Source organism: Paenibacillus sp. TC-CSREp1, from assembly GCF_050171015.1.
Taxonomy (GTDB): Bacteria; Bacillota; Bacilli; order Paenibacillales; family Paenibacillaceae; genus Paenibacillus; species Paenibacillus silvae.
The window spans coordinates 15,387-40,986 of sequence record NZ_JBNOKM010000028.1; the positions used below are offsets into that span (position 1 = coordinate 15,387).

General features: G+C 46.1%; 32 protein-coding genes and 1 other annotated feature (1 of these 33 running past the window's edge). All 32 genes read right to left on the minus strand.

What is annotated here, in order from left to right:
- Positions 1-47: 47 nt before the first annotated feature.
- The gene (gene secY / locus ACQSGY_RS27975; protein WP_216520681.1) at positions 48-1,346 is read right to left on the minus strand and encodes a preprotein translocase subunit SecY; all 1,299 of its coding nucleotides are present in this window, start codon (positions 1,344-1,346) and stop codon (positions 48-50) included.
- Positions 1,346-1,786: a 50S ribosomal protein L15 gene (gene rplO / locus ACQSGY_RS27980; protein WP_110899289.1), complete on the minus strand. Its 441-nt coding sequence runs from the start codon at positions 1,784-1,786 to the stop codon at positions 1,346-1,348. The genes secY and rplO overlap by 1 nt, the downstream gene beginning before the upstream one ends.
- A 45-nt stretch (positions 1,787-1,831) precedes the next feature.
- Entirely contained in the window at positions 1,832-2,017 is a 186-nt protein-coding gene (gene rpmD / locus ACQSGY_RS27985) for a 50S ribosomal protein L30 (RefSeq protein WP_111271028.1), read from the minus strand.
- 12 nt (positions 2,018-2,029) lie between these two features.
- Complete coding sequence (gene rpsE / locus ACQSGY_RS27990; protein WP_024633574.1) at positions 2,030-2,527, minus strand: 30S ribosomal protein S5; 498 nt, start codon at positions 2,525-2,527, stop codon at positions 2,030-2,032.
- Between the two features lie 27 nt (positions 2,528-2,554).
- Complete coding sequence (gene rplR, locus ACQSGY_RS27995) at positions 2,555-2,923, minus strand: 50S ribosomal protein L18 (protein ID WP_184190213.1); 369 nt, start codon at positions 2,921-2,923, stop codon at positions 2,555-2,557.
- 117 nt (positions 2,924-3,040) lie between these two features.
- A complete protein-coding gene (rplF, locus tag ACQSGY_RS28000) occupies positions 3,041-3,583 on the minus strand; it encodes a 50S ribosomal protein L6 (RefSeq protein WP_110899287.1) in 543 nt (180 codons plus the stop codon).
- A gap of 30 nt (positions 3,584-3,613) precedes the next feature.
- On the minus strand, positions 3,614-4,012 hold the full coding sequence (gene rpsH / locus ACQSGY_RS28005) for a 30S ribosomal protein S8 (RefSeq protein WP_110899286.1): 399 nt from the start codon (positions 4,010-4,012) through the stop codon (positions 3,614-3,616).
- Between the two features lie 32 nt (positions 4,013-4,044).
- Complete coding sequence (locus ACQSGY_RS28010) at positions 4,045-4,230, minus strand: type Z 30S ribosomal protein S14 (RefSeq protein ID WP_013312154.1); 186 nt, start codon at positions 4,228-4,230, stop codon at positions 4,045-4,047.
- Positions 4,231-4,304: 74 nt separating this feature from the next.
- On the minus strand, positions 4,305-4,847 hold the full coding sequence (gene rplE, locus ACQSGY_RS28015) for a 50S ribosomal protein L5 (protein WP_111271027.1): 543 nt from the start codon (positions 4,845-4,847) through the stop codon (positions 4,305-4,307).
- Positions 4,848-4,879: 32 nt separating this feature from the next.
- Positions 4,880-5,233, minus strand: a complete 354-nt coding sequence (gene rplX / locus ACQSGY_RS28020; protein ID WP_427181849.1) for a 50S ribosomal protein L24 — start codon at positions 5,231-5,233, stop codon at positions 4,880-4,882.
- Between the two features lie 41 nt (positions 5,234-5,274).
- Positions 5,275-5,643 carry a 50S ribosomal protein L14 gene (gene rplN, locus ACQSGY_RS28025; RefSeq protein WP_090905289.1) on the minus strand — a complete coding sequence of 123 codons (369 nt, stop codon included), beginning with the start codon at positions 5,641-5,643 and terminating at the stop codon, positions 5,275-5,277.
- Positions 5,644-5,678: 35 nt separating this feature from the next.
- Positions 5,679-5,945, minus strand: coding sequence for a 30S ribosomal protein S17 (gene rpsQ / locus ACQSGY_RS28030; RefSeq protein WP_184190215.1), 267 nt, complete (start codon positions 5,943-5,945; stop codon positions 5,679-5,681).
- 46 nt (positions 5,946-5,991) lie between these two features.
- The gene (gene rpmC / locus ACQSGY_RS28035) at positions 5,992-6,189 is read right to left on the minus strand and encodes a 50S ribosomal protein L29 (protein WP_017692083.1); all 198 of its coding nucleotides are present in this window, start codon (positions 6,187-6,189) and stop codon (positions 5,992-5,994) included.
- The gene (gene rplP, locus ACQSGY_RS28040; RefSeq protein WP_024633581.1) at positions 6,179-6,613 is read right to left on the minus strand and encodes a 50S ribosomal protein L16; all 435 of its coding nucleotides are present in this window, start codon (positions 6,611-6,613) and stop codon (positions 6,179-6,181) included. The genes rpmC and rplP overlap by 11 nt, the downstream gene beginning before the upstream one ends.
- Before the next feature lie 2 nt (positions 6,614-6,615).
- The gene (rpsC, locus tag ACQSGY_RS28045) at positions 6,616-7,281 is read right to left on the minus strand and encodes a 30S ribosomal protein S3 (protein ID WP_184190217.1); all 666 of its coding nucleotides are present in this window, start codon (positions 7,279-7,281) and stop codon (positions 6,616-6,618) included.
- Positions 7,282-7,296: 15 nt separating this feature from the next.
- Positions 7,297-7,629: a 50S ribosomal protein L22 gene (gene rplV, locus ACQSGY_RS28050; RefSeq protein WP_110899282.1), complete on the minus strand. Its 333-nt coding sequence runs from the start codon at positions 7,627-7,629 to the stop codon at positions 7,297-7,299.
- Between the two features lie 35 nt (positions 7,630-7,664).
- Positions 7,665-7,943 (minus strand): 30S ribosomal protein S19, encoded by a 279-nt coding sequence (gene rpsS, locus ACQSGY_RS28055; RefSeq protein ID WP_056697694.1) that lies wholly within the window; start codon positions 7,941-7,943, stop codon positions 7,665-7,667.
- Between the two features lie 71 nt (positions 7,944-8,014).
- Positions 8,015-8,845, minus strand: a complete 831-nt coding sequence (rplB, locus tag ACQSGY_RS28060; RefSeq protein WP_076292169.1) for a 50S ribosomal protein L2 — start codon at positions 8,843-8,845, stop codon at positions 8,015-8,017.
- A 31-nt stretch (positions 8,846-8,876) separates the two neighbouring features.
- Complete coding sequence (gene rplW / locus ACQSGY_RS28065) at positions 8,877-9,167, minus strand: 50S ribosomal protein L23 (protein ID WP_110899281.1); 291 nt, start codon at positions 9,165-9,167, stop codon at positions 8,877-8,879.
- Positions 9,167-9,790, minus strand: a complete 624-nt coding sequence (gene rplD / locus ACQSGY_RS28070) for a 50S ribosomal protein L4 (RefSeq protein WP_111271025.1) — start codon at positions 9,788-9,790, stop codon at positions 9,167-9,169. Before rplD ends, rplW begins: the two co-directional genes overlap by 1 nt.
- Before the next feature lie 25 nt (positions 9,791-9,815).
- Positions 9,816-10,439, minus strand: a complete 624-nt coding sequence (gene rplC / locus ACQSGY_RS28075; protein WP_184190219.1) for a 50S ribosomal protein L3 — start codon at positions 10,437-10,439, stop codon at positions 9,816-9,818.
- A gap of 47 nt (positions 10,440-10,486) precedes the next feature.
- Positions 10,487-10,795 (minus strand): 30S ribosomal protein S10, encoded by a 309-nt coding sequence (rpsJ, locus tag ACQSGY_RS28080; RefSeq protein ID WP_017692074.1) that lies wholly within the window; start codon positions 10,793-10,795, stop codon positions 10,487-10,489.
- Positions 10,796-11,227: 432 nt separating this feature from the next.
- Positions 11,228-12,418 carry an elongation factor Tu gene (gene tuf / locus ACQSGY_RS28085; RefSeq protein WP_184190221.1) on the minus strand — a complete coding sequence of 397 codons (1,191 nt, stop codon included), beginning with the start codon at positions 12,416-12,418 and terminating at the stop codon, positions 11,228-11,230.
- Between the two features lie 95 nt (positions 12,419-12,513).
- The gene (gene fusA / locus ACQSGY_RS28090) at positions 12,514-14,592 is read right to left on the minus strand and encodes an elongation factor G (RefSeq protein WP_427181852.1); all 2,079 of its coding nucleotides are present in this window, start codon (positions 14,590-14,592) and stop codon (positions 12,514-12,516) included.
- Between the two features lie 48 nt (positions 14,593-14,640).
- Positions 14,641-15,111 (minus strand): 30S ribosomal protein S7, encoded by a 471-nt coding sequence (gene rpsG, locus ACQSGY_RS28095; protein WP_007432586.1) that lies wholly within the window; start codon positions 15,109-15,111, stop codon positions 14,641-14,643.
- Positions 15,112-15,198: 87 nt separating this feature from the next.
- Positions 15,199-15,621 (minus strand): 30S ribosomal protein S12, encoded by a 423-nt coding sequence (rpsL, locus tag ACQSGY_RS28100; RefSeq protein WP_017692070.1) that lies wholly within the window; start codon positions 15,619-15,621, stop codon positions 15,199-15,201.
- A 153-nt stretch (positions 15,622-15,774) separates the two neighbouring features.
- The gene (locus ACQSGY_RS28105) at positions 15,775-16,023 is read right to left on the minus strand and encodes a ribosomal L7Ae/L30e/S12e/Gadd45 family protein (protein ID WP_090924680.1); all 249 of its coding nucleotides are present in this window, start codon (positions 16,021-16,023) and stop codon (positions 15,775-15,777) included.
- A 201-nt stretch (positions 16,024-16,224) separates the two neighbouring features.
- The gene (rpoC, locus tag ACQSGY_RS28110; RefSeq protein WP_111271020.1) at positions 16,225-19,839 is read right to left on the minus strand and encodes a DNA-directed RNA polymerase subunit beta'; all 3,615 of its coding nucleotides are present in this window, start codon (positions 19,837-19,839) and stop codon (positions 16,225-16,227) included.
- A gap of 112 nt (positions 19,840-19,951) precedes the next feature.
- Complete coding sequence (gene rpoB, locus ACQSGY_RS28115) at positions 19,952-23,497, minus strand: DNA-directed RNA polymerase subunit beta (protein WP_111271019.1); 3,546 nt, start codon at positions 23,495-23,497, stop codon at positions 19,952-19,954.
- A 413-nt stretch (positions 23,498-23,910) separates the two neighbouring features.
- The gene (locus ACQSGY_RS28120) at positions 23,911-24,513 is read right to left on the minus strand and encodes a class I SAM-dependent methyltransferase (RefSeq protein ID WP_216520696.1); all 603 of its coding nucleotides are present in this window, start codon (positions 24,511-24,513) and stop codon (positions 23,911-23,913) included.
- A gap of 98 nt (positions 24,514-24,611) precedes the next feature.
- Positions 24,612-24,974, minus strand: coding sequence for a 50S ribosomal protein L7/L12 (rplL, locus tag ACQSGY_RS28125; RefSeq protein ID WP_216520685.1), 363 nt, complete (start codon positions 24,972-24,974; stop codon positions 24,612-24,614).
- A gap of 70 nt (positions 24,975-25,044) precedes the next feature.
- Positions 25,045-25,548, minus strand: coding sequence for a 50S ribosomal protein L10 (gene rplJ / locus ACQSGY_RS28130; RefSeq protein ID WP_110899271.1), 504 nt, complete (start codon positions 25,546-25,548; stop codon positions 25,045-25,047).
- 23 nt (positions 25,549-25,571) lie between these two features.
- Positions 25,572-25,600: a sequence feature (ribosomal protein L10 leader region), on the minus strand; it runs 119 nt beyond the window's last position.

A 25,600-nucleotide genomic window follows, 5' to 3' on the forward strand; every position in this document is an offset into this window, starting at 1 on the left:
ACAATAGGTGCCGGCAAGTAAATCTTTACTCAACCGGAACCTATTGCCTATTTATTGATAAAACCTTTGTAGTGGCGTTTGATCAATTGGCTTTCGATTTGCTTCATCGTATCCAGCGCTACACCGATAACGATCAGGAGGGATGTTCCTCCAATTTGCGCTGATTGAGGCAAACCAGAAAGTGCCCCTAAGAATACAGGCAGAACGGAAATGACTGCCAAGAAGATGGCTCCGGCCATTGTCAAACGAGTCATGACACGGGTCAGATATTTCTCGGTTGCTTTACCCGGGCGAATGCCTGGGATGTAACCGCCGTTCTTTTTCATATTATCAGCCATCTGCTGAGGATTCATCTGTACGAAAGTATAGAAGAATGTGAATCCGAAGATCATCACAACATACAGCACCATACCAAGTGGTTTGTGTGTAGTCAAGTTTTGACCGATCCACTGTGCCCAACCTTGATTAGCCCAGAAGTTGGCGATAATCGTTGGGAACATCAACAGCGATGATGCGAAGATGACAGGGATAACACCAGCTGCATTAATCTTCAGCGGGATATGTGTGTTCTGTCCACCGTACATTTTGTTACCTACGACACGTTTAGCGTACTGTACCGGAATTTTCCGAATCGCCTGTTGGATGTAAATGACCCCGATGATAATCAGTACGATGACAATCGCAATGATTACAGCTTTGAGGATATTCATAAACAACTGATCAGGTTGAATGAAGTCAGACTCGATGGTTTGTTTGATAATGTTAGGCACTGTTGCCAGGATACCTGCAAAGATCAAAATCGAGATTCCGTTTCCGATGCCCTTCTCGGTGATCTGCTCACCAAGCCACATCAGGAATGAAGTACCGGCCGTAAGTACAATCGCGATCAAGATATAATCTGCAAATGTTGCGTTAGGAACCATCTCTGTATTGTACAAGCGGTTGAATCCGATCGACGTACCAAACGCTTGAATCAATGCCAACCCGATGGTTAAATAACGAGTCAACTGTGCTGATTTTTTCTTACCTTGTTCACCTTGCTTTGCCCACTCCGCTAGTTTAGGAATAACGTCCATGGAAAGCAACTGTACTATGATAGACGCAGTGATGTAAGGTACGATCCCGAGTGCAAATATCGAGAACTGAAACAGCGCTCCACCCGAGAACGTATTGAGAAGTCCAAAAACTTCTTTACCCGCAGAATTTGTCGCTTCGAACACATCTTTGTTAACTCCCGGAACGGGAACAAAGGAGCCGATGCGGTAAATGATCAGTACAAAAAGGGTAAATAATACCCTTTTGCGCAGATCCTCAACCCGCCAGATATTCTTTAGGGTCTTGAACATTAAATCACCTCGGTTGTACCGCCGGCAGCCTCGATTTTCTCTACCGCAGATTGAGAAAACTTATTAGCTTTAACAGTCAGCTTCACAGTGACTTCACCGTTACCCAGGATTTTGATTCCGGATTTAGCGTTTTTAACAACGCCATTCGTCATCAAGAATTCTGGAGTTACTTCAGTACCCGCAGGCAAACTGTTCAGGTCTTCGATATTAACAACTGCATATTCTTTGCGAGTTGGGTTTACGAAACCGCGTTTCGGCAAGCGACGATACAGTGGATTTTGTCCACCTTCGAAGCCTGGACGAACACCACCGCCAGAACGAGCGTTTTGTCCTTTATGACCGCGACCTGATGTTTTACCCGTACCACTACTTGGACCGCGACCAACACGTTTGCGTTCTTTACGCGATCCAGGAGATGGTGAAAGCTCATGTAACTTCATCGTTCGTTGCACCTCCTTAAAGATTTGTGGGATTATTCCCGTTTATTAAGCTTCTACTTCTTTAACAGATACCAAGTGACTCACTTTGTTAATCATACCACGGATGGCTGGATTATCGTTTTGAATCACTTTGCTGTTGATTTTGCGCAAACCCAATGTTTTCACAGTTGTTCTTTGCGTCTCCGGACGTCCGATCAAGCTGCGGACGAGGGTAATTTCTAATTTAGCCATGAGAATTCCCTCCTAACCCAGAAGCTCTTCGACGGATTTTCCGCGCAGTTTAGCCACGTCTTCAGCACGTTTCAAACGGGACAAACCTTCCAAAGTCGCATTGACCATGTTCATGGAATTCGAAGAACCCAGAGATTTTGTCAAAATGTCACCCACACCAGCAAGTTCGAGAACCGCACGTACAGGACCACCAGCGATAACACCAGTACCTTCAGATGCTGGTTTCAGCAGAACGCGTCCTGCGCCGAACTTACCTGTTACCAAGTGAGGAATCGAAGTTCCTACGAGTGGAACGTGTACAAGGTTTTTCTTAGCATCTTCAATACCTTTGCGAATTGCATCAGGTACTTCGCCCGCTTTACCGATACCCGCTCCAACCCAGCCGTTGCCGTCGCCGACTACAACCAGTGCGCTAAAGCTGAAACGGCGTCCGCCTTTTACTACTTTAGCTACGCGATTAATGTTTACTACTCTTTCAGACAGTTCCAAAGTATTCGGATCTACACGCAAGTCGTTAACCTCCTTTTGAAAAATATCTTAAAACTCAAGTCCTGCTTCACGAGCCGCTTCAGCCAATGCTGCGATACGACCATGGTACAGATATCCGCTACGGTCAAATACGATGTTGGAAACACCTTTGTCTTTCGCACGTTTAGCAACGAGTTCGCCAACTTTGCGAGCAGATTCAACAGATGCACCGTTTTTGATGTCGCCGCTCAATTCTTTGTCCACAGTAGACGCGGAAGCGATCGTTACACCAGCTACATCATCGATGATTTGAGCGTACATATGTTTACCAGAACGGAATACGTTCAAACGAGGACGTGCTGCCGTTCCTTGGATTTTTTTACGAACGCGCAAGTGTCTTTTCAGACGAGCCTTGTTTTTATCCTGTTTCGTAATCATCTCAGGGATTCACTCCTTTCAGGTTACCTCGCTGGCTTCAAACCGGAAGCCACGGGGTATATTAGAAACACACGAAGCAAGCAAGCCGAAAGCCGCGAAAAGGCGGTAAGAGAAATCTTATTTCTTCTTACCGGCTTTACCTTCCTTACGGATGATACGCTCGCCTTCATATTTGATACCTTTACCTTTGTACGGCTCAGGTTCACGAACGGAACGAATTTTAGCAGCGTAAGCACCTACGCGCTCTTTATCGATACCGCGAACGATGATTTTAGTGTTCGAAGGTACTTCGAACTCAATTCCCGCTTCCGGTGTAATTTCAACCGGGTGAGAGTATCCAACGTTCAGAACGATTTTATCTCCGGATTTGCTTGCACGATATCCGACCCCAACCAGCTCCAGAGATTTTGCGAATCCTTCAGTTACGCCGCTCACCATATTGCTGACAACGCTGCGTGTTGTACCGTGCAAAGAACGGTGAGTTTTGTTATCGGAAGGACGCACAACTGTAATTTCGTTGTTTTCAACTGTAACCTTCATGTCTTTATGAAGCTCACGAGTCAAAGTTCCTTTTGGTCCTTTTACCGTAATAACGGAATTGTCCAAAGTGATGTCTACACCACTTGGTACTGTAATTGGTTTGCGACCAATACGAGACATGTGTTGCACCTCCTATCTTGTGACGTTATATTACCAAACGTAGCAAACGACTTCTCCGCCGGATTTTGCTTGACGAGCTTCTTTGTCCGTCATAACACCTTTGGATGTCGAGATGATCGCGATACCCAGGCCGCCAAGTACGCGAGGTACTTCATTGCTTTTCGTGTAAACACGAAGACCAGGTTTACTGATTCTTTTCAGACCAGTGATAACGCGCTCGTTATTTTGACCGTATTTCAGGAAAACACGGATAATCCCTTGTTTGTTATCTTCGATAAATTCAGCGTCACGGATGAAACCTTCACGCTTCAAGATATCGGCGATTTGTTTTTTCATTGTCGAAGCAGGCATTTCTACCGTTTCGTGACGAACTGTGTTCGCGTTACGAATACGAGTAAGCATATCTGCAATTGGATCAGACATAGTCATTGTGAGTTAACCTCCTTCCCGTTCAGGACTTTTTACCAGCTTGCTTTTTTCACGCCAGGAATCTGGCCTTTATAAGCTAATTCACGGAAGCAAATTCTGCAAATTTTGAACTTTTGCAGTACCGAATGTGGACGACCGCAACGCTCGCAGCGTGTATAAGCACGTACTTTAAACTTTGGTGTACGTTGTTGTTTAACTTTCATCGAAGTTTTTGCCACTTTAGCCTGACACCTCCTAAATAATTTCGGAGAAAAGGGAGTCTTTCCAGACACCCGGAACGTTTATGCCAACATTATTTAACGAAAGGCATTCCCAGTTGCGTGAGCAACTCGCGGGACTCTTCGTCTGTTTTCGCCGTTGTTACGATGACAATATCCATACCGCGGACTTTGTCTACTTTATCATACTCGATCTCTGGGAAGATCAATTGCTCTTTCAGACCCAGAGTGTAGTTACCGCGACCATCGAACGCTTTGCTCGATACACCACGGAAGTCACGTACACGTGGAAGTGTAACGTTGAACAATTTATCGAGGAAGTAGTACATACGCTCGCCGCGCAATGTTACTTTCACACCGATAGGCATGTTCTCACGCAGTTTGAAACCTGCGATAGATTTTTTTGCACGAGTGATTACAGGTTTTTGACCTGCGATCAGTTGCAAATCGTTTACTGCGGAATCCAACACTTTGGAGTTTTGGACAGCGTCGCCCACACCCATGTTGATAACGATTTTCTCGATTTTCGGCACTTGCATTACCGTTGTATAGTTAAACTTCTGCATCAAAGCAGGAGCGATTTCTTGCAGGTAACGTTCTTTCATTCTTGATGCCATGAATCATAGCCCTCCTTTCTCATTCGGTTCAATTAGTCGATAATTTCTCCGGAACGTTTTGCAACGCGCACTTTCTTTCCGTTATCCAACACTTTGTAACCGATACGGGTTACTTTTCCGCTCTTTGGATCGATGTGCATCACGTTGGAAACGTGAATCGGAGCTTCCTTCTCGATAATGCCGCCTTGCGGGTTTTGCTGGTTAGGCTTCTGGTGTTTTTTCACCATGTTAACACCTTCCACAAGGACGCGGTTTTCACGAGGATAAGCAGCGATGACACGGCCTTTTTTGCCTTTGTCTTTACCGCTGATCACCATAACCGTATCTTCCTTTTTAACGTGAAGTTTGTTGTTATGGGATTCCAGAACTTTTTTCACTTTTGGCATTTCGTACACCTCCTGTTTCTAAACATCACGAGCTTAATCTATTAGATAACCTCTGGGGCCAAGGAAACGATTTTCATGAAGTCTTTCTCGCGAAGTTCACGAGCAACAGGTCCGAAAATACGTGTTCCACGTGGGCTTCTGTCGTCTTTTACAACAACAGCTGCATTTTCATCAAAACCGATGTAGGAACCGTCTTTACGACGTACAGAACGTTTCGTACGAACGACAACCGCTCTTACTACATCACCTTTTTTGACAACGCCGCCTGGTGTTGCTTGTTTTACAGAACAAACGATTAGATCACCGATTTGTGCTGTACGACGTCCCGTTCCGCCCAGTACGCGAATACACATCAGTTCCTTCGCACCGGAGTTGTCGGCTACAGCCAAACGTGTAAATGGTTGAATCATTTAGAATTCCTCCTTTCAGCTATGCTGCTAATGCATTAGATGATAACCGCTTTTTCTACGACTTCAGCAAGTCTCCAGCGTTTATCTTTCGAAAGCGGACGAGTTTCCATGATTTTCACCGTGTCACCGATTTTCGCAGTGTTTTCTTCGTCATGCGCTTTGAATTTTTTAGTGTACTTGATACGTTTATGGTACAAGTCGTGTTTTTTGTAGGTTTCTACAGCAACAACGATCGTTTTGTCCATTTTATCGCTGACCACTTTACCGATTTGCACTTTACGTGCGTTACGTTCTTCGCTCATTGTTGGCCTCCTTCCTGATTACGGACGGAATATATCCGACCTCTGATTAACCGATTCCCAGTTCTCTTTCACGGATGATGGTTTTAGCACGAGCTATTTCTTTCCGCACATCACGGATTCGAGTCGGGTTATCCAGCTGACCGGTAGCGAGTTGAAAGCGGAGGTTAAAGAGTTCTTCTTTAAATCCGGCAATCTTTTGCTCGATTTCAGCAGAGGTTAGGTTGCGAAATTCACTAGCTTTCATTTGCTTCACCACCCAATTCTTCACGTTTCACGAACTTCGTTTTGATTGGCAGTTTGTGAGCGGCAAGACGCATTGCTTCGCGAGCAACATCCTCCGGTACACCAGCAAGTTCAAACATGATCTTACCTGGTTTCACTACTGCAACCCATTTTTCTACGTTACCTTTACCGCTACCCATCCGAACCTCGAGAGGCTTTTGAGTGATTGGTTTGTCAGGGAAAATTTTGATCCAGACTTTACCACCACGTTTGATGTAACGAGTCATCGCGATACGAGCCGCTTCGATCTGACGGTTCGTAATCCAAGCCGGTTCCGTAGCTTGCAGACCGTATTCGCCAAAGTTCAGTGTAGTTCCGCCCTTAGCTTGGCCTTTCATATGTCCGCGTTGTTGCTTACGGTGTTTTACGCGTTTTGGTACCAACATGATTAGTTGCCTCCTTCCTTAACAGCTTGTTTCTTAGCCGTAGGAAGAACCTCTCCACGATAGATCCATACTTTTACGCCGATACGTCCGTAAGTTGTATGTGCCTCTGCTGTACCATAGTCGATATCAGCACGCAGTGTGTGCAGTGGAACAGTTCCTTCGCTGTAGCCTTCAGAACGTGCAATCTCAGCACCGCCAAGACGTCCGCCTACTTGAGTTTTAATACCTTTAGCACCGGAGCGCATAGTTCTTTGAATAGCTTGTTTCAACGCACGACGGAAAGAAACACGACGTTCCAATTGTTGTGCAATGCTTTCTGCTACCAGGATCGCGTCCAGGTCTTGGTTTTTAATTTCAGAGATGTTGATGTGTACTTTTTTGCCGCCAGCAATTTTCGTAATTTGGTTACGAAGATTTTCAACTTCAGATCCACCTTTACCGATTACCATGCCTGGTTTCGCAGTGTGAATCGTTACGTTTACGCGGTTAGCTGCTCTCTCAATTTCTACACGAGATACAGCGGAGTCTTTCAATTTATTTTTGAGGAATTCACGAATTTTCACGTCTTCCATCAAAAGATCACCGAAGTCTTTGCCTGCATACCATTTAGACTCCCAGTCACGGATAACTCCGACACGAAGTCCGACTGGATTTACCTTTTGGCCCACACGTTTTCCCTCCTTCTACTTTTCAGATACCACCAAAGTGATGTGGCTAGTACGTTTGTTAATACGACTTGCACGTCCCATTGCACGAGGGCGGAAACGTTTCATCGTTGGTCCTTGGTTTACGTAAACTTGCGAGATCACCAAGTTATTAACATCCAAAGAATAGTTATGTTCCGCATTCGCAATAGCGGAGTTAAGCAACTTCTCAACAACTGGAGAAGCGGATTTCGGAGTGTGACGGAGAATGGCAACCGCCTCACCTACTTGCTTGCCGCGAATCAAGTCAACAACGAGTTGAACTTTACGAGGAGCAATCCGGATAAACTTAGCATGTGCTTTTGCTTCCATTGTGTAACCTCCTCTCAAACATTAGAGATGTTCATTTATCTTCTAGTTTTCTTGTCATCATCAGTATGGCCTTTGTACGTACGGGTTGGAGCGAACTCACCCAGTTTGTGTCCGACCATGTCCTCAGTTACATACACTGGCACGTGTTTACGACCGTCGTAAACGCCAAATGTGTGTCCGATGAATTGTGGGAAAATTGTAGAACGACGGGACCAGGTTTTGATAACGTTCTTCTTGCCTGATGCTTCCATCTCTTCTACCTTCTTGAGCATGTAGCCATCAATGAATGGCCCTTTTTTCAAACTGCGACTCATGTGGAGATCCTCCCTTCAAACATAGCTTTTATGCATCCGTAGATGCCTCACGAAGTTATGCACAGTGTGTATTACTTCGTGCGGCGACGGATGATGTATTTATCAGAAGCTTTATTTTTCTTACGCGTTTTGTAACCAAGAGTAGGTTTACCCCATGGTGACATTGGCGATTTACGTCCGATAGGAGCACGACCTTCACCACCACCGTGAGGGTGATCGTTAGGGTTCATTACCACACCACGAACCTCAGGACGTTGACCCAACCAACGGCTACGACCGGCTTTACCGATTTTGATGAGCTCGTGGTCTTGGTTACCAACAGATCCGATTGTTGCGCGGCAAACTTTCAGAATACGACGAACTTCTCCGGAAGAGAGACGAACGGAAACGTATTTTTCTTCTTTACCAAGCAATTGAGCTTCTGTACCAGCTGCACGAACCAATTGTCCGCCTTTACCTGGTTTCAACTCGATGTTGTGGATAACGGTACCTACTGGAATGTTTTCAAGTGGCAGTGCGTTACCGATTTTGATGTCTGCGTCAGGACCGGAGAATACTTGATCTCCAACTTTCAGACCTTTAGGAGCGATGATGTAACGTTTCTCACCATCAGCATAGTGAATCAATGCAATGTTGGAAGTACGGTTCGGGTCATACTCGATTGTAGCAACGCGGCCCGGTATTCCATCTTTAGTACGTTTGAAGTCGATGATACGGTATTTACGTTTATGTCCACCACCGTGGTGACGAACTGTAATTTTACCTTGGTTGTTGCGGCCTGCTTGTTTGCTCAGCGGGGCCAACAACGATTTCTCCGGCTTATCTGTGGTGATTTCCTCAAATGTAGAAACGGACATGTTCCGTCTTGCCGGGGATGTTGGTTTATACTTTTTGATTGGCACTAGTTTTCCCTCCTTACTTCAAAAATTTCAATTATACAGTTTCAAAGAACTCAAGCGCTTTACTGTCTTGTGTCAGCGTTACAAACGCTTTTTTCCATTCGCTTGTATATCCGGAATAACGACCGTACCGTTTCGGTTTAGCTGGAACACGAAGAGTGTTCACGTTTTTCACTTTTACGCCGAAAATAGCTTCAACCGCTTTTTTGATCTCGGTTTTGTTTGCACGGATATCGACTTCAAATACATATTTCAAGTCGTTCATCATGTCAGCAGTACGTTCCGTAATAATCGGACGTTTAACAATATCACGAGGATCCTTCATTACGCGAGCACCTCCTCTACCTTCTGAACTGCTTCTTTCGTAATGATCAGTTTGTCGTGCCCAAGCACGTCAAGAACATTAATGCCGTCAGCAGCTACGAATTTCACGCCAGGAATATTCCGTGCGGAAAGAGCTACATTATCATCATAGCTAGGTGCTACGATCAAAGCTTTGCGGCCTACTTTGAGGTTATTCAAGATAGCTGCAAATTCTTTAGTTTTAGGAGCGCTCAGAGTCAGAGCATCCAAAACGATAATGTCATTGTCTTGCACTTTGGAAGAAAGTGCTGATTTGATCGCCAGACGGCGAACTTTCTTAGGCAGTTTGTACGCATAGCTCCGTGGAGTCGGACCAAATACGATACCGCCGCCTTTCCATTGTGGAGAACGAATCGAACCTTGACGAGCGCGACCTGTACCTTTTTGTTTCCAAGGCTTACGTCCACCGCCACGTACTTCAGAACGTCCTTTTACTTTGTGGGTACCTTGACGAAGGGAAGCGCGTTGCATAAGAACTGCATCGTACAGAACGTGTTGATTCGGCTCAATTCCGAATACAGCATCATTCAGTTCAACTTCACCCACTTGGCTACCATCTACATTGTAAACTGATACTTTTGGCATTTTGTGTTCCTCCTTTCTTCAGTGGTTATTTTTTCACCGTTTCTTTAACTTTTACAAGGCTGTTTTTCGCACCAGGGATGGAACCTTTAACAAGAATTACGTTACGTTCAGCGTCTACTTTTACAACTTCAAGACGTTGGATTGTAACTGTTTCATGTCCCATGTGTCCTGGCAAGTGTTTGCCTTTAGGAACGCGGTTAGCTTGAATCGAACCCATCGAACCCGGGCCACGGTGGTAACGCGAACCGTGAGACATAGGTCCAGTGCTTTGTCCCCAACGTTTGATTACGCCGGCAAAACCTTTACCTTTAGAAATACCCGTTACGTCAACGAATTCGCCTTCAGCGAAAATGTCAGCTTTCAGTTCTTGGCCAACTTCATATTCCGCGATGTTGATGCCGCGAAGCTCACGAACGTAGCGCTTAGGTGCAGTATTCGCTTTTTTAGCGTGTCCTGCTTCTGGCTTGTTAGCATTTTTCTCTTTCTTATCGGAGAAACCGATTTGAACTGCTTCGTAGCCATCGTTCTCAAGATCTTTCTTTTGCAAAACAACACAAGGGCCTGCTTCGATAACCGTTACTGGAACTACGTTACCTTCAGCGGTAAACACTTGAGTCATTCCAAGTTTTTTTCCTAAGATACCTTTCATGTTGACACCTCTTTTCCTTTATACGTGGTCTTGTTTGTTGCTATATATTACAGTTTGATTTCGATATCTACACCGGACGGCAGATCCAAGCGCATCAAGGCATCCACAGTTTGTGGAGTCGGGTTAACGATGTCGATCAAACGCTTGTGAGTGCGTTGCTCGAATTGCTCCCGAGAATCCTTGTACTTGTGCACCGCACGAAGAATAGTAATGATTTGTTTTTCAGTAGGAAGCGGAATCGGACCGGATACACCAGCACCGGAACGTTTTGCTGTTTCAACAATTTTCTCCGCGGATTGATCAAGAATTCTGTGGTCGTAAGCTTTCAAACGAATACGAATTTTTTGCTTTGCCATTTTAGTCCCTCCTTCTATCGCCCAATTTTTTATCGGACATACTCCGTGAAAATTTTCTGACCACTCTCCCATGGCAAAGGGGCCGGGTGTGTCAGTAACCTCTCACATCATCGCAACGTCACAAGAACAACATTCATTATTATATAGAAAAGATGGGCGTATTGCAAGCATATTTAAAAAAAACATATAAACAAATCTTTTCTAATGAAAAGACGCTGTTTAGTACGATGTTTTTGAAATATCCAGGCTGCCTAACCTATCAATCTATAAAATGAATTTTGTCCATTTTAGATGACGCAGGTTCCGAAACGTTGACATAATAAAAGAGTTCTCTATCCGATGTCGGATAAAGAACTCTTCCGAAGCTTCGTTACAATACAATGTTACTCGTTCCAGTACACTGTTGCTTATAGATAATTGGCTACAGCCAAATTATTTTTGGATTGTTGCTACGGAACCCGCACCAACTGTACGTCCACCTTCACGAATAGAGAACTTAGTTCCTTCTTCGATCGCGATTGGAGAGATCAGTTGAACAGTAACCGTGATGTTGTCACCAGGCATTACCATTTCAGTACCTTCTGGCAAGTTGATGATACCAGTTACGTCAGTTGTACGGAAGTAGAACTGTGGACGGTATCCAGTGAAGAAAGGCTTGTGACGGCCACCCTCTTCTTTAGTCAAAACGTAGATTTGTGCAGTGAATTCTGTGTGTGGTTTAACAGATGCCGGTTTAGCAAGTACTTGACCACGCTCGATTTGAGTACGATCAACACCACGCAGCAACGCACCGATGTTGTCACCCGCTTGTGCGGAATCCAACAATTTACGGAACATCTCAACGCCCGTAACTACGGATTTTTTAGTTTCTTCTACGATACCAACGATCTCAACCTCTTCGCCGACTTTAACAGTACCACGCTCTACACGACCTGTAGCAACGGTACCACGACCAGTGATGGAGAATACGTCCTCGACAGGCATCAAGAAAGGCTTGTCAGTTTGACGCTCAGGCAGTGGGATGTAAGTGTCGATTTCTTTGAACATCTCAACGATTTTTTGAGCCCACTCACCATCAGGGTTTTGCAGAGCTTCACGAGCGGAACCACGAGTGATTGGAGTGTCATCACCTGGGAATTCGTATTCGTTCAGAAGGTCGCGAACTTCCATCTCAACCAATTCCAACAACTCTTCGTCTTCAACCATATCACATTTGTTCAAGAAAACAACGATGTATGGTACGCCTACTTGACGGGAGAGCAGGATGTGCTCACGAGTTTGTGGCATTGGGCCGTCAGCTGCGGATACAACCAGGATTGCTCCGTCCATTTGTGCCGCGCCAGTGATCATGTTTTTAACATAGTCGGCGTGACCTGGGCAGTCTACGTGAGCGTAGTGACGAGTGTCAGTTTCGTACTCAACGTGTGCTGTGGAGATTGTGATACCGCGCTCGCGCTCTTCTGGAGCTTTGTCGATTTGGTCGAATGCTACAGCAGCACCACCGTAAGTTTTGGACAATACAGTTGTGATTGCAGCAGTCAGAGTTGTTTTACCATGGTCGACGTGACCAATAGTACCAATGTTAACGTGTGGTTTAGTACGTTCGTATTTAGCCTTTGCCATTTGAACGTGGCCTCCTTAGAATTTATAATTTTATGTTTTCACTGAATGCGGTGCTTCAAACCAGGTTTCAAGCACAAGCATTCAGTGTGAGAAAACTACTCGGTGCCTTTTGTTTTGGCAACGATCTCTTCAGCGATGCTCTTAGGAACTTCTTCATAGTGGGAGAGTTCCATGGAGAACACGCCGCGGCCTTGAGTACCGGAGCGAAGAGTTGTAGAGTAACCGAACATTTCAGACAAAGGTACTTTAGCACGGATGATTTGAGCTCCACTACGGGAATCCATACCTTCGATGCGGCCACGACGGGAGTTCAACATACCCATAACGTCGCCCATGTACTCTTCCGGAACTGTTACTTCTACTTTCATGATCGGCTCAAGCAGAACCGGACCACATTTGTCTTTTGCTGCTTTGAGCGCCATCGAACCGGCAATTTTAAATGCCATCTCGTTGGAATCGACATCATGGTAAGATCCGTCTACGATTGTAGCCTTAACGTCTACCAGCGGGAAGCCCGCAAGTACACCGTTTTTCATTTGCTCTTCAATTCCTGACAGTGCAGGCTGAATGTATTCTCTTGGTACGGAACCACCGACAATCTTGCTATCGAACTGACTGCCTGTGCCCGGCTCGAGAGGTTCGAATTCAACCCATACGTGACCGTATTGACCACGACCACCGGATTGACGTACGAATTTACCTTCAACGCGCGCTGGGTTACGGAATGTTTCACGGTAAGCTACTTGTGGTTTACCCACAGTAGTTTCTACCTTGAACTCACGACGCATACGGTCGATGATGATATCAAGGTGAAGCTCACCCATACCTGCCAAGATTGTTTGGCCTGTTTCTTCGTCAGTATGAGCGCGAAGAGTTGGATCCTCTTCTGTCAACTTACCGAGAGCCACACCCATTTTATCTTGGTCAGCTTTGGTTTTAGGTTCAACAGCGATTTCGATTACCGGATCAGGGAAGTTCATCGATTCCAGGATAACCGGGTGTTTCTCATCACATAGTGTATCACCTGTACCTGTATCTTTCAAACCAACAGCTGCTGCGATATCACCGGAGTAAACTTCAGTGATCTCTTGACGGCTGTTTGCGTGCATTTGAAGGATACGACCGATACGCTCACGTTTGTTTTTAGTTGCATTCAATACATAAGAACCGGATTGAAGTACACCGGAGTATACGCGGAAGAATGTCAATTTACCAACGTAAGGGTCAGTCATGATTTTGAAGGCCAATGCAGAGAATGGCTCTTCATCGGAAGACTTACGAACTGCCTCAGTTCCATCTTCAAGGATACCCTTGATCGCTGGAACGTCAATAGGAGCTGGCAAGTAGTCGATTACAGCGTCCAACATCAGTTGAACACCTTTGTTGCGGTATGAGGAACCACAGATAACCGGGAAGATTTTAACTTCTACTACACCTTTACGGAGAGCCGCTTTGATCTCATCTTCAGTGATCTCTTCGCCTTCCAGGTATTTCATAGTCAAATCTTCGTCGAGTTCTGCAACACGCTCAATCAATTCATTGCGGAGTTCTTCAACTTGATCTGCAAATTCCGCAGGAATTTCGGTAACTTCGATATCTTGTCCCAGGTCATCTTTGTACATATGAGCCTTTTGAGCAACGATATCAATGATACCTTTGAAATCATTTTCAGCGCCGATTGGAAGCTGAATCGCAACAGCGTTCGCTTGAAGGCGATCACGCATGTCGGATACAACGTTCAGGAAGTCAGCACCGATGATATCCATTTTGTTTACATATGCGATACGAGGTACGCCGTACTTGTCAGCCTGTCTCCATACAGTTTCAGACTGAGGCTCAACGCCTTCTTTCGCACTGAATACACCTACTGCTCCGTCCAATACACGAAGGGAACGTTCAACTTCAACAGTGAAGTCAACGTGTCCCGGGGTATCAATGATATTTACGCGGTGACCTTTCCAAGCAGCGGTAGTCGCAGCGGAAGTGATTGTAATCCCGCGCTCCTGTTCCTGTTCCATCCAGTCCATTGTCGCAGCGCCTTCGTGAACTTCACCGATTTTGTGCGTACGTCCTGTGTAAAACAAGATCCGCTCAGTTGTCGTGGTTTTACCCGCATCAATATGAGCCATGATCCCGATATTACGTGTATTTTTCAAGGAGAACTCTCTAGCCATGAAATGGGTCTCCCTTCAAAATTGAAGTTTTTTATTGTGAACTGAATCCTACCAACGGTAGTGAGCAAACGCTTTGTTCGCTTCAGCCATTTTGTGTGTATCTTCGCGTTTCTTAACGGAAGCGCCTGTGTTGTTGGAAGCGTCGATGATCTCAGCCGCCAAACGCTCTTCCATTGTTTTCTCACCGCGGTTGCGGGAGTAGTTCACGAGCCAACGTAATCCCAAAGAAGTACGTCTCTCTGGTTTTACCTCGATTGGTACTTGGTAGTTGGCACCGCCGACACGGCGAGCTTTAACTTCCAGGACTGGCATGATATTCTTGATTGCTGCTTCAAATACTTCCATCGGGTCATTACCCGTACGTTCTTGAATCAACTTGAACGCATTATACAGAATGCTTTGAGCAACACCGCGTTTTCCGTCGAGCATGATGCGGTTGATCAAACGAGTAACCAACTTGGAGTTGTATACCGGATCTGGCAACACGTCTCTTTTCGTAACTGGACCTTTGCGTGGCATGGATATCCCCCTTTCTTTCTTGTTCAGCAGACCCTGTACCTTCCAGACCTAAGCCAGAAGGCTATCAGGCTACCTGCTTATAGTGATTTAGGCTTTTTTAGCTTTTGGACGTTTCGCGCCGTATTTAGAACGAGCTTGCATACGGTTGTTAACACCTGCAGTATCGAGTGCTCCACGAACGATGTGATAACGAACCCCTGCAAGGTCTTTTACTTTACCTCCACGGATCAATACCACACTGTGCTCTTGAAGGTTATGTCCGATTCCCGGGATATAAGCAGTAACCTCGAGACGGTTCGTCAAACGAACACGGGCATATTTACGAAGTGCAGAGTTCGGTTTACGAGGCGTCATTGTACCTACACGAGTGCAGACACCACGTTTTTGTGGGGCACTGATGTTAGTGGATTCACGTTTCAAAGCGTTGAACCCTTTTTGCAAAGCTGGTGATTTAGACTTTTCAACTTTTGCTTGACGTCCTTTACGAACCAGTTGGTTAATAGTTGGCATGTGATTGCCACCCCCTTCCTCAATTATTCATGTTTCTTTATAAACCTTATACGCTAAGCCCACAGACCCAGGCGGTTCATAAAAAGACAAATGAAAAGTTTTTGCCTTGGAGAATCCATTAAATGTTCTCGGACAAAAACGTTCCTTACCCTATCATTTTACGACAGCAGCCATTGCTGCCCCCACTCCAATCCCGCAAGCTTTGCCGAGATTTTTCATTGTGTCCACTTTCGTGTACTTTACATTGTGCTGTTCACACAAGGCAATGATTTTGGAAGTGAGCTGCGGATCACTATCTTCTGCGACATAGACTTCAGAAGCCATTCCTGTCTGCACCGTCCGCATGGTCTGTTTGGTACCAATCTTGACATGAGCATCTTGCAAGCCTTTTTCATTAGACATCATACATTCCTCCGAATAGGACCATTTACAATCAGCTGCCCACGCACCTTTGATATATTAGCATCTAGCGCAAGCATTGTCAATGCTAATCCTAAAAGATTTTAAAAAGTTTGTGTATGCCAGGGTTACTCCACCAGTTTGACACTAGCGAAGCGCCCAGACATACACATCCTTAATCATTTCAGATCAAAAGAGTTGATGTTAGTCTACCGAAACTGGTTCCAGTTCTTCTACCGAAGATTGGCCATCCTCCGGCTCAGCAAACTTGATACTGCGATAACGGTTCATACCCGTACCTGCAGGAATCAATTTACCAATGATAACATTTTCCTTCAGACCCAGCAATTGGTCTACCTTACCTTTGATCGCTGCATCTGTCAATACACGTGTCGTTTCTTGGAACGATGCCGCAGAGAGGAAGGAGTCTGTTTCAAGGGATGCTTTTGTAATACCGAGCAGGATTGGTTTGGCAACCGCTGGCTCTTTATCACTAAGAATCGCAATTTTGTTCGCTCTTTCGTACTCATACGTATCAACAAATGATCCTGGCAGCAGCGTTGTATCTCCCGCATCCACGATACGGATTTTACGCAGCATCTGACGAATCATAACTTCAACGTGTTTATCATTGATTTCTACACCCTGGTTACGGTATACGCGCTGTACTTCCTGCAAAATGTAGTTCTGTACGCCGCGTACGCCTTTGATGCGCAGCATTTCTTTTGGATCGATAGAACCGTCTGTCAACTCGTCACCCGCTTCAATTTCCATGCCTTCGCTTACGCGTACACGGGAACCGTAAGTAACGGAGTACACTTTGGATTCTGCTTCACCTTGAATTTCGATTTCACGACGGTCTTTCGCTTCGCGAATTTCTTTAACCACACCATCAATCTCACTGATTGTCGCTTGACCCTTAGGATTACGAGCCTCAAAGAGCTCCTGGATACGCGGCAAACCTTGCGTGATATCGTCTCCGGCTACACCACCGGTATGGAACGTACGCATCGTCAGCTGTGTTCCCGGCTCACCAATGGATTGTGCTGCAATGATACCAACTGCTTCACCAATCTCCACGTGTTTACCTGTCGCAAGGTTGCGACCATAACACTTCTTGCAGACACCATGGCTTGCACGGCAGCTGAGAACGGAGCGAATTTGCAATTTGGTTACGCCAGCTTTGATAATCGCTTCTGCTTTGTCAGAATCGATCAGTTCATTGCGGCCAGCGATAATTTCTTTTGTTTCCGGATGACGAACAGTCTCGAAGCAATATCTGCCTTCAATACGGTCATAGAGATCCTCAATAACCTCTTTACCATCCTGGATACGGCTAACGGTGAAGCCTTTATCTGTACCACAATCGTCCTCACGCACGATTACGTCTTGGGCAACGTCTACGAGACGACGAGTCAGGTAACCTGAGTCGGCTGTACGCAGGGCTGTATCTGCAAGACCTTTACGCGCACCGTGAGTGGAAATAAAGTACTCGAGTACTGTCAGACCTTCACGGAAGTTCGATTTGATTGGGAGTTCGATAATTCGACCAGACGGGTTGGCCATCAGACCACGCATACCGCCCAATTGAGTGATTTGTGATTTGTTACCCCGGGCTTTGGAGTCAACCATCATCATAATCGAGTTGTAACGATCCATGGATTTCATCAGGATGTCCGTGATGTCATCTTTGGATTTTGACCAGATATCAATGATGCGGTCATAGCGCTCTTCATTCGTAATCAGACCACGACGGTACTGATTCGTAACGATTTGTGCTTTCTCCTCGGACTGTTTCAGAATCTCTGTTTTCTCATCTGGAACGACAACGTCAGCCACGGCTACAGTAATACCTGCTCGTGTAGAGTATGTGAACCCAAGCTGTTTGATTTTATCGAGAATAACCGCTGTTTCGGTTGTGTGATAAATTTCAAAGCAGCGTGCGATGATGGAACCCAGATATTCTTTGCCGACACCGCCTGCTTGAGGAGCATTCATGATTGCTTCTCTCAGGTCAGCCCCTTTTTCATATACAAAGAAGTGATCAGCAGTACCTTGATACAGGTTTGCACGAGTCGCGTCATTGATATAAGGGAAGCTTGCAGGGAAAATTTCGTTAAAGATAATTTTACCCACTGTTGTTAACAGCATGCCTTTTTGCTGCTCTTCGGTGAAACTTGTTTTACCAAGTGCCTTAACCGGAATAGCTACACGTGCATGCAGTCCAGCAGTACCCCGTTGGTATGCAGATACAGCCTCATTGACCGTACGCAGAACCATACCTGTACCCTTCTCTTCCTTGTTGTCCATGGTCAGATAGTAAGAACCAAGAACCATATCCTGAGAAGGAGTTACAACCGGTTTACCGTCTTTCGGGTTCAAAATGTTGCCTGATGCCAGCATCAGGATACGTGCTTCCGCTTGAGCTTCAGCAGACAACGGAACGTGCACGGCCATTTGGTCACCGTCAAAGTCGGCATTGTACGCCGTACATACGAGCGGGTGAAGACGAATCGCTTTACCTTCAACCAGGATCGGTTCGAACGCCTGGATCCCGAGACGGTGAAGCGTAGGGGCACGGTTCAGAAGAACCGGATGCTCCTTGATGACTTCTTCAAGAACATCCCATACTTCAGGACTTACACGCTCAACTTTACGTTTCGCGCTCTTGATATTGTGGGCAAGCCCTTTATTCACAAGCTCTTTCATAACAAAAGGCTTGAACAGCTCAAGTGCCATATCTTTTGGCAGACCACACTGATACATTTTCAGGTAAGGTCCGACAACGATAACGGAACGACCGGAGTAGTCAACACGTTTACCGAGCAAGTTTTGACGGAAACGACCTTGTTTACCTTTCAGCATGTGGCTGAGAGATTTCAAAGGACGGTTACCCGGACCTGTAACAGGACGTCCACGACGACCGTTATCAATCAAAGCGTCAACCGCTTCTTGCAGCATCCGTTTTTCATTTTGCACGATAATATCTGGCGCGCCCAGGTCAAGCAGACGTTTCAGACGGTTGTTCCGGTTAATTACACGGCGATACAGATCATTCAAGTCAGACGTAGCGAAACGTCCACCATCCAGCTGTACCATCGGACGAAGCTCCGGCGGAATGACAGGAAGTACATCCATGATCATCCACTCCGGGTTATTGCCAGAGTTACGGAAAGCTTCAATCACTTCCAGACGTTTGATTGCACGGTTGCGGCGTTGTCCTTGTGCAGTACGGAGCTCTTCTTTCAGGAATTCAAGCTCTTTCTCCACGTCAAGGTCTTGAAGCAATTTTTTAACTGCTTCTGCACCCATGCCAGCTTGGAAGCCATAACCGTATTTTTCACGGTAGCTGCGGTATTCTTTTTCGGACAGCAGCTGTTTTTTCTCCAGTGGAGTTTCTCCTGGATCAGTTACAACATAAGATGCAAAATAAATAATCTCTTCGAGAGATCTCGGAGACATATCCAAAGCGAGACCCATACGGCTCGGAATACCTTTGAAGTACCAGATATGCGATACCGGAGCAGCAAGCTCAATATGGCCCATCCGTTCACGACGGACTTTCGCACGTGTTACTTCAACGCCACAGCGGTCACAGACAACGCCTTTATAACGAACGCGTTTGTATTTACCGCAATGACATTCCCAGTCTTTTGTAGGGCCAAAAATCTTTTCGCAGAACAGCCCTTCTTTTTCCGGTTTCAACGTACGATAGTTGATCGTTTCCGGTTTTTTCACTTCTCCGCGGGACCAAGAACGAATTTTCTCTGGGGAAGCAAGCCCGATCTTCATGTATTCGAAATTGTTGACGTCCAACAAGGAGCAACCCTCCTTAACCAATTCCTGTATTCTAGGTTACGCCCGCTCCGGCCGAAGCCGGAGCAAGACGTGAGCCTGATGAAAAACGCCGGTCATCATGCGCCCGAAGCAATTATTCAGCTCCGACCTCTGCACCCTCAAGGTTGAGGCTGAGCTTATCGCTCGCAGCGTCATCTTCATCGTCCATTTCTTTCATTTCAATCTCTTGCTCATCTTCACTCAAAATCTTAACGTCCATACCCAAGCTTTGCAGCTCTTTAATCAATACTTTGAACGATTCAGGAACACCTGGCTCCGGGACGTTCTCCCCTTTGACGATGGACTCGTACGTTTTCACCCGACCAACAACGTCATCGGATTTAACGGTCAAGATTTCTTGCAGAGTATAAGCGGCACCGTATGCCTCAAGCGCCCATACCTCCATCTCCCCGAAACGCTGTCCACCGAATTGGGCTTTACCACCCAGCGGCTGTTGCGTAACAAGTGAGTAAGGACCTGTGGAACGGGCATGGATTTTATCGTCAACCATGTGTGCCAGTTTGATCATGTGCATGACACCTACAGTAACTTCACGTTCAAACTCTTCACCAGTACGTCCGTCATACAGCACAGTTTTACCATTACGCTGCATACCTGCTTCTTCCATCGTATCGAAGACGTCATACTCCTTCGCTCCGTCGAATACAGGTGTTGCTACGTGGATACCAAGCTGCATTGCGGCCATACCCAAGTGAACTTCGAGTACTTGACCGATGTTCATACGAGAAGGTACGCCCAGCGGGTTAAGAACGATTTGAACTGGTGTGCCGTCTGGCAGGAAAGGCATATCTTCTTCCGGCAAGATGCGGGCCACGACCCCTTTGTTACCGTGACGTCCCGCCATTTTATCACCCTCGGAGATTTTCCGTTTTTGGGCAATATAAACACGAACGAGCTGGTTCACACCTGGTGGCAGTTCATCTCCGTTTTCACGGGTAAAGACTTTCACATCGACGACGATACCATCTGTACCGTGAGGCACACGCAGGGAAGTATCACGAACTTCACGTGCTTTCTCACCGAAGATAGCGTGCAAGAGACGTTCTTCTGCAGTCAGCTCAGTTACCCCTTTCGGTGTAACTTTACCAACGAGAATGTCGCCAGCTGCAATTTCAGCACCGATGCGGATAATACCGCGCTCATCCAGATTACGCAGCGCTTCTTCCCCAACGTTAGGGATATCGCGTGTGATCTCTTCAGGTCCGAGCTTGGTATCCCGAGCTTCCGACTCATATTCCTCGATATGGATAGATGTGTATACATCTTCTTTAACGAGTTTTTCGCTGAGCAGGATCGCATCCTCATAGTTGTAACCTTCCCAAGTCATGAAGGCAACTACAACGTTACGTCCAAGTGCAAGCTCGCCCATTTCCGTCGAAGGACCGTCAGCAAGGATGTCGCCAGCTTTGACAACAGCGCCTCTTTTCACGATTGGACGTTGGTTGATGCATGTTCCTTGGTTCGAACGCATAAATTTGTGTAATTTATATTTAACGATATCGCCTTTGACTTCCTGACCGTCTACCTCTTCTACACGACGGAGCCAGATCTCGTTCGCGGAAGAACGTTCAATAATTCCGTCATAATCGGCAACAATACATACACCGGAGTCTTTCGCGGCTTTGTGTTCCATACCTGTTCCTACAAGCGGAGCTTTAGGAATCAAGAGCGGAACCGCCTGCCGTTGCATGTTTGATCCCATGAGGGCACGGTTGGAGTCATCGTTCTCAAGGAACGGAATAAGCGCTGTAGCGACAGATACAACCTGTTTAGGCGATACGTCCATGTAGTCCACTCGATCACTCGGCATCGTAAGGATGTTATCCGACTGTTTGTTGTAACGTACAATGATCGCATCTTCAGCAAAGGTGTTATCTTCATTCAGCTTCGCATTCGCCTGAGCGATAACGTAGTTGTCCTCTTCATCTGCTGTCAGGTAATCGATCTGCTCGGTTACGACACCGGTTTTCGGATCAACCCAACGATAAGGAGCTTCGATAAAGCCATATTCGTTCACGCGTGCAAAAGTCGACAGGGAGTTGATCAAACCGATGTTTGGTCCCTCCGGTGTCTCGATCGGACACATCCGGCCATAGTGGGATGGATGGACGTCACGGACTTCCATGCCGGCACGCTCACGTGTCAAACCGCCCGGTCCGAGTGCGGACAGACGACGTTTATGCGTCAACTCACCCAACGGGTTGGTTTGATCCATAAACTGTGACAATTGGGAGCTTCCGAAGAACTCTTTAATGGACGCGATGACTGGACGAATGTTGATCAAAGCCTGTGGTGTAATGACGTTTGCATCCTGGATGGACATTCTTTCACGAACCACACGCTCCATACGAGACAAACCAATACGGAACTGGTTCTGCAGAAGCTCACCCACGGAACGCAGACGACGGTTACCCAAGTGATCGATATCATCCGTGCTACCGATGCCATGCAGCAAGTTCAGGAAGTAACTGATGGAGGAGATGATGTCGGCTGGCGTAATGTTTTTTACGGACTTGTCAATGTCACCATTGGCAATCAGCTTAACCACTTTACCATCTTCAATTGGTGAAAATACATCAATCGTTTGCATCGGGATATCATTGGCATCCAAAACGCCGTTACCTACATGATATGTGCGGAAACCAACGCTTTTCTCCAGGTAAGGCATGATTTCGTCGAGCAAACGACGGTCAACCATTTGACCTGCTTCTGCAATGATTTCACCCGTTTCAGCGTCGATGAGTGACTCAGCGAGACGCTGATTAAACAAACGGTTTTTGATGTGCAGCTTTTTGTTGATTTTGTAACGACCTACGTTTGCGAGGTCATAACGTTTTGGATCAAAGAAACGTGCAACGAGCAAGCTCTTCGCGTTATCCAGCGTTGGCGGCTCACCCGGACGAAGACGCTCATAGATTTCAATGAGTGCTTTCTCCGTGGAGTCCGTGTTGTCTTTGTCCAGCGTGTTACGGATATATTCGTCATTACCGAGCAAATCCAGAATCTCAGCGTCTGTACCAAAACCAAGGGAACGCAGGAGAACCGTAACCGGAATTTTACGTGTACGGTCGATCCGGACATAAACAACGTCCTTCGCATCCATCTCCAGCTCCAGCCAAGCGCCGCGGTTAGGAATTACTGTAGCGGTATACGTTTTTTTGGCGTTCTTATCTACTTTTGTACTGAAGTAAACGCTAGGAGAGCGAACCAACTGGCTGACAATAACCCGTTCCGCACCATTAATAATGAATGTGCCGGTGCTGGTCATCAGCGGGAAATCTCCCATGAATACTTCCTGCTCTTTGACTTCTCCGGTTTCCTTATTAATGAGCCGGACTTTGACCCGAAGCGGTGCTGCATAAGTAACGTCACGCTCTTTCGCGTCATCTACTGTATACTTCGGTTCTCCGAGACTGTAATCGATAAATTCCAAAATCAAGTTGCCTGTGAAATCCTGAATCGGCGAGATATCCTGGAACATTTCGCGCAACCCTTCCTCCAAAAACCAGTCGTACGATTTTTGTTGGATTTCAATCAGGTTCGGAACTTCGAGTATCTCGTTAATTCGTGCATAACTGCGCCGAGTGCGTCGACCATATTGAACAAGATGTCCTGCCAACTTAAACTCACCCCTCAATGTCTACTCACTTTAAAAATTTCGTTGCGAACCTCTGTTTGTAACCTTATAATGGTACACATACAGAGCAAAGCAATGCACCCGCAAATAAAGAAAAGCCCTTATTCGAAATGTCGTTCGATAAAAGAGCAACTTTGATCGGCGGATGTCTTTCCAAATCATTCATATCCCCAGTTTGCCCAAAATGTACATATTATACGCCAAACATAGGCATAATAAGCCCGGTTCGGCGTAAAAAAGGTTGACATTTTTAGTTAGCTAAAGCCAAGTAGGGCATCTTAATACTGACATTTTACAACTATACCACGGCTTGAATTTCAAGTCAATAGTCCTATTGCAAAAAAAATGATCCCCTGCTTACTTTACAAATCCAAAAGAGCCTCTGATAGATTTCACTACTCTTCCTTTACCGCTTTGAAGATCCGATAGCCTTTATCCTTTGTCACTTCTTCCACTCGCGAGAACAACGATTCCAGCTTTGCTTTCGCAGAAGGTGCACCTTGTTTCTTTTGAATGACAATCCATAACGCCCCGCCAACCTTCAAATGCTCATACGCCTGCTCAAAGATCGTGTGAACCGTTTCTTTGCCTGCTCGTATAGGCGGATTAGTCAGAATCACATCGAAATCCCGCTGCTTCACTTCAGTTAGTAGATTGCTTTGCATAACCGTAACATTAGCAACGCCATTGCCTTTAGCATTTTCCCTGGAAAGCTCAACCGCTCTCTCGTTGATATCGATCATGGTGACATGTCCATCCGGTACAAGTTTTGCTGCTGTAAGCCCGATCGGCCCATAACCACATCCCACATCGAGAACCTGAGCGCCTGACGGCAGTTCCATCGCATCAATCAACACTCTGCTACCATAGTCGATTCCGTTCTTGGAAAAAACACCAGCATCCGTCACCAGTCGCAGACTGAATCCACGAAGCACCGCTTCCGCGGCCTTGCGATCATGTGCTGCTTGCGGTTTGTCCGAATAATAATGATTGGACATGCCCTCACTCACTTTCCATAGTTACATTTACAGCAACAAACCCCTTGATATAAGTCAAGGGGTTTGTTGTTTTGTTCATTCAGCTTGGATAAGCTAAATTATTTAACTTCGATTGTAGCGCCAGCTTCTTCAAGCTTAGCTTTGATTGCGTCTGCTTCTTCTTTAGCCACTTTTTCTTTCAGTGGTTTTGGAGCGTTGTCAACCAGTTCTTTTGCTTCTTTCAAGCCAAGACCAGTGATTTCACGAACTGCTTTGATAACGTTGATTTTGGAAGCACCAGCGTTAGCCAGGATTACGTCGAATTCGGATTGCTCAGCTTCAGCTGCAGCTGCGCCGCCACCTACAACAGCTACTGGAGCTGCAGCAGTTACGCCGAATTCTTCTTCGATTGCTTTAACAAGATCGTTCAGTTCCAGTACAGTCATGCCTTTGATTGCTTCCAAGATTTGCTCTTTACTCATGATTGAACCTCCATATATAATTTTATTTTTTGTATTTCATTACTGCTACGCAGTATTCAGATCAAGTAGCTTACGCGCCTTGCTCTTCTTTTTCTGCAACGGCTTTAACCGCAAGCGCGAAGTTGCGCATAGGGGCTTGAAGCACGCTGAGGAGCATGGAGAGGAGACCTTCGCGGGATGGCAGTTCTGCCAACGCTTTAACTTCTTCTACTCCAATTACGCGACCTTCTACGACAGCACCTTTCAATTTCAGTGCATCGTTCTTTTTCGCGAAGTCGTTCAGAATTTTGGCTGGAGCTACAGCATCTTCTCCGCTGAATGCAATTGCAGTAGGGCCTGTCAGAACGCTATCGAGTTCTGTCAATTCTGCTGCAGCAGTCGCACGGCGAAGCAATGTGTTTTTCAGCACTTGGAATTCTACACCAGCTTCACGAAGCTGCTTGCGCAGTTCAGTAGCTTGGGCAACGTTCAATCCGCGGTAGTCAACAACAACTGTTGTCGCGCTTTCGCGCAATTTTGCTGTTACTGCATCAACGGACTCTTGTTTTGCTTGAATCACTTTTGCGTTTGCCAATCTGTACACCTCCTGATCAAATTTATCCCATTAAGAAAAGCCTCCGTAGAAT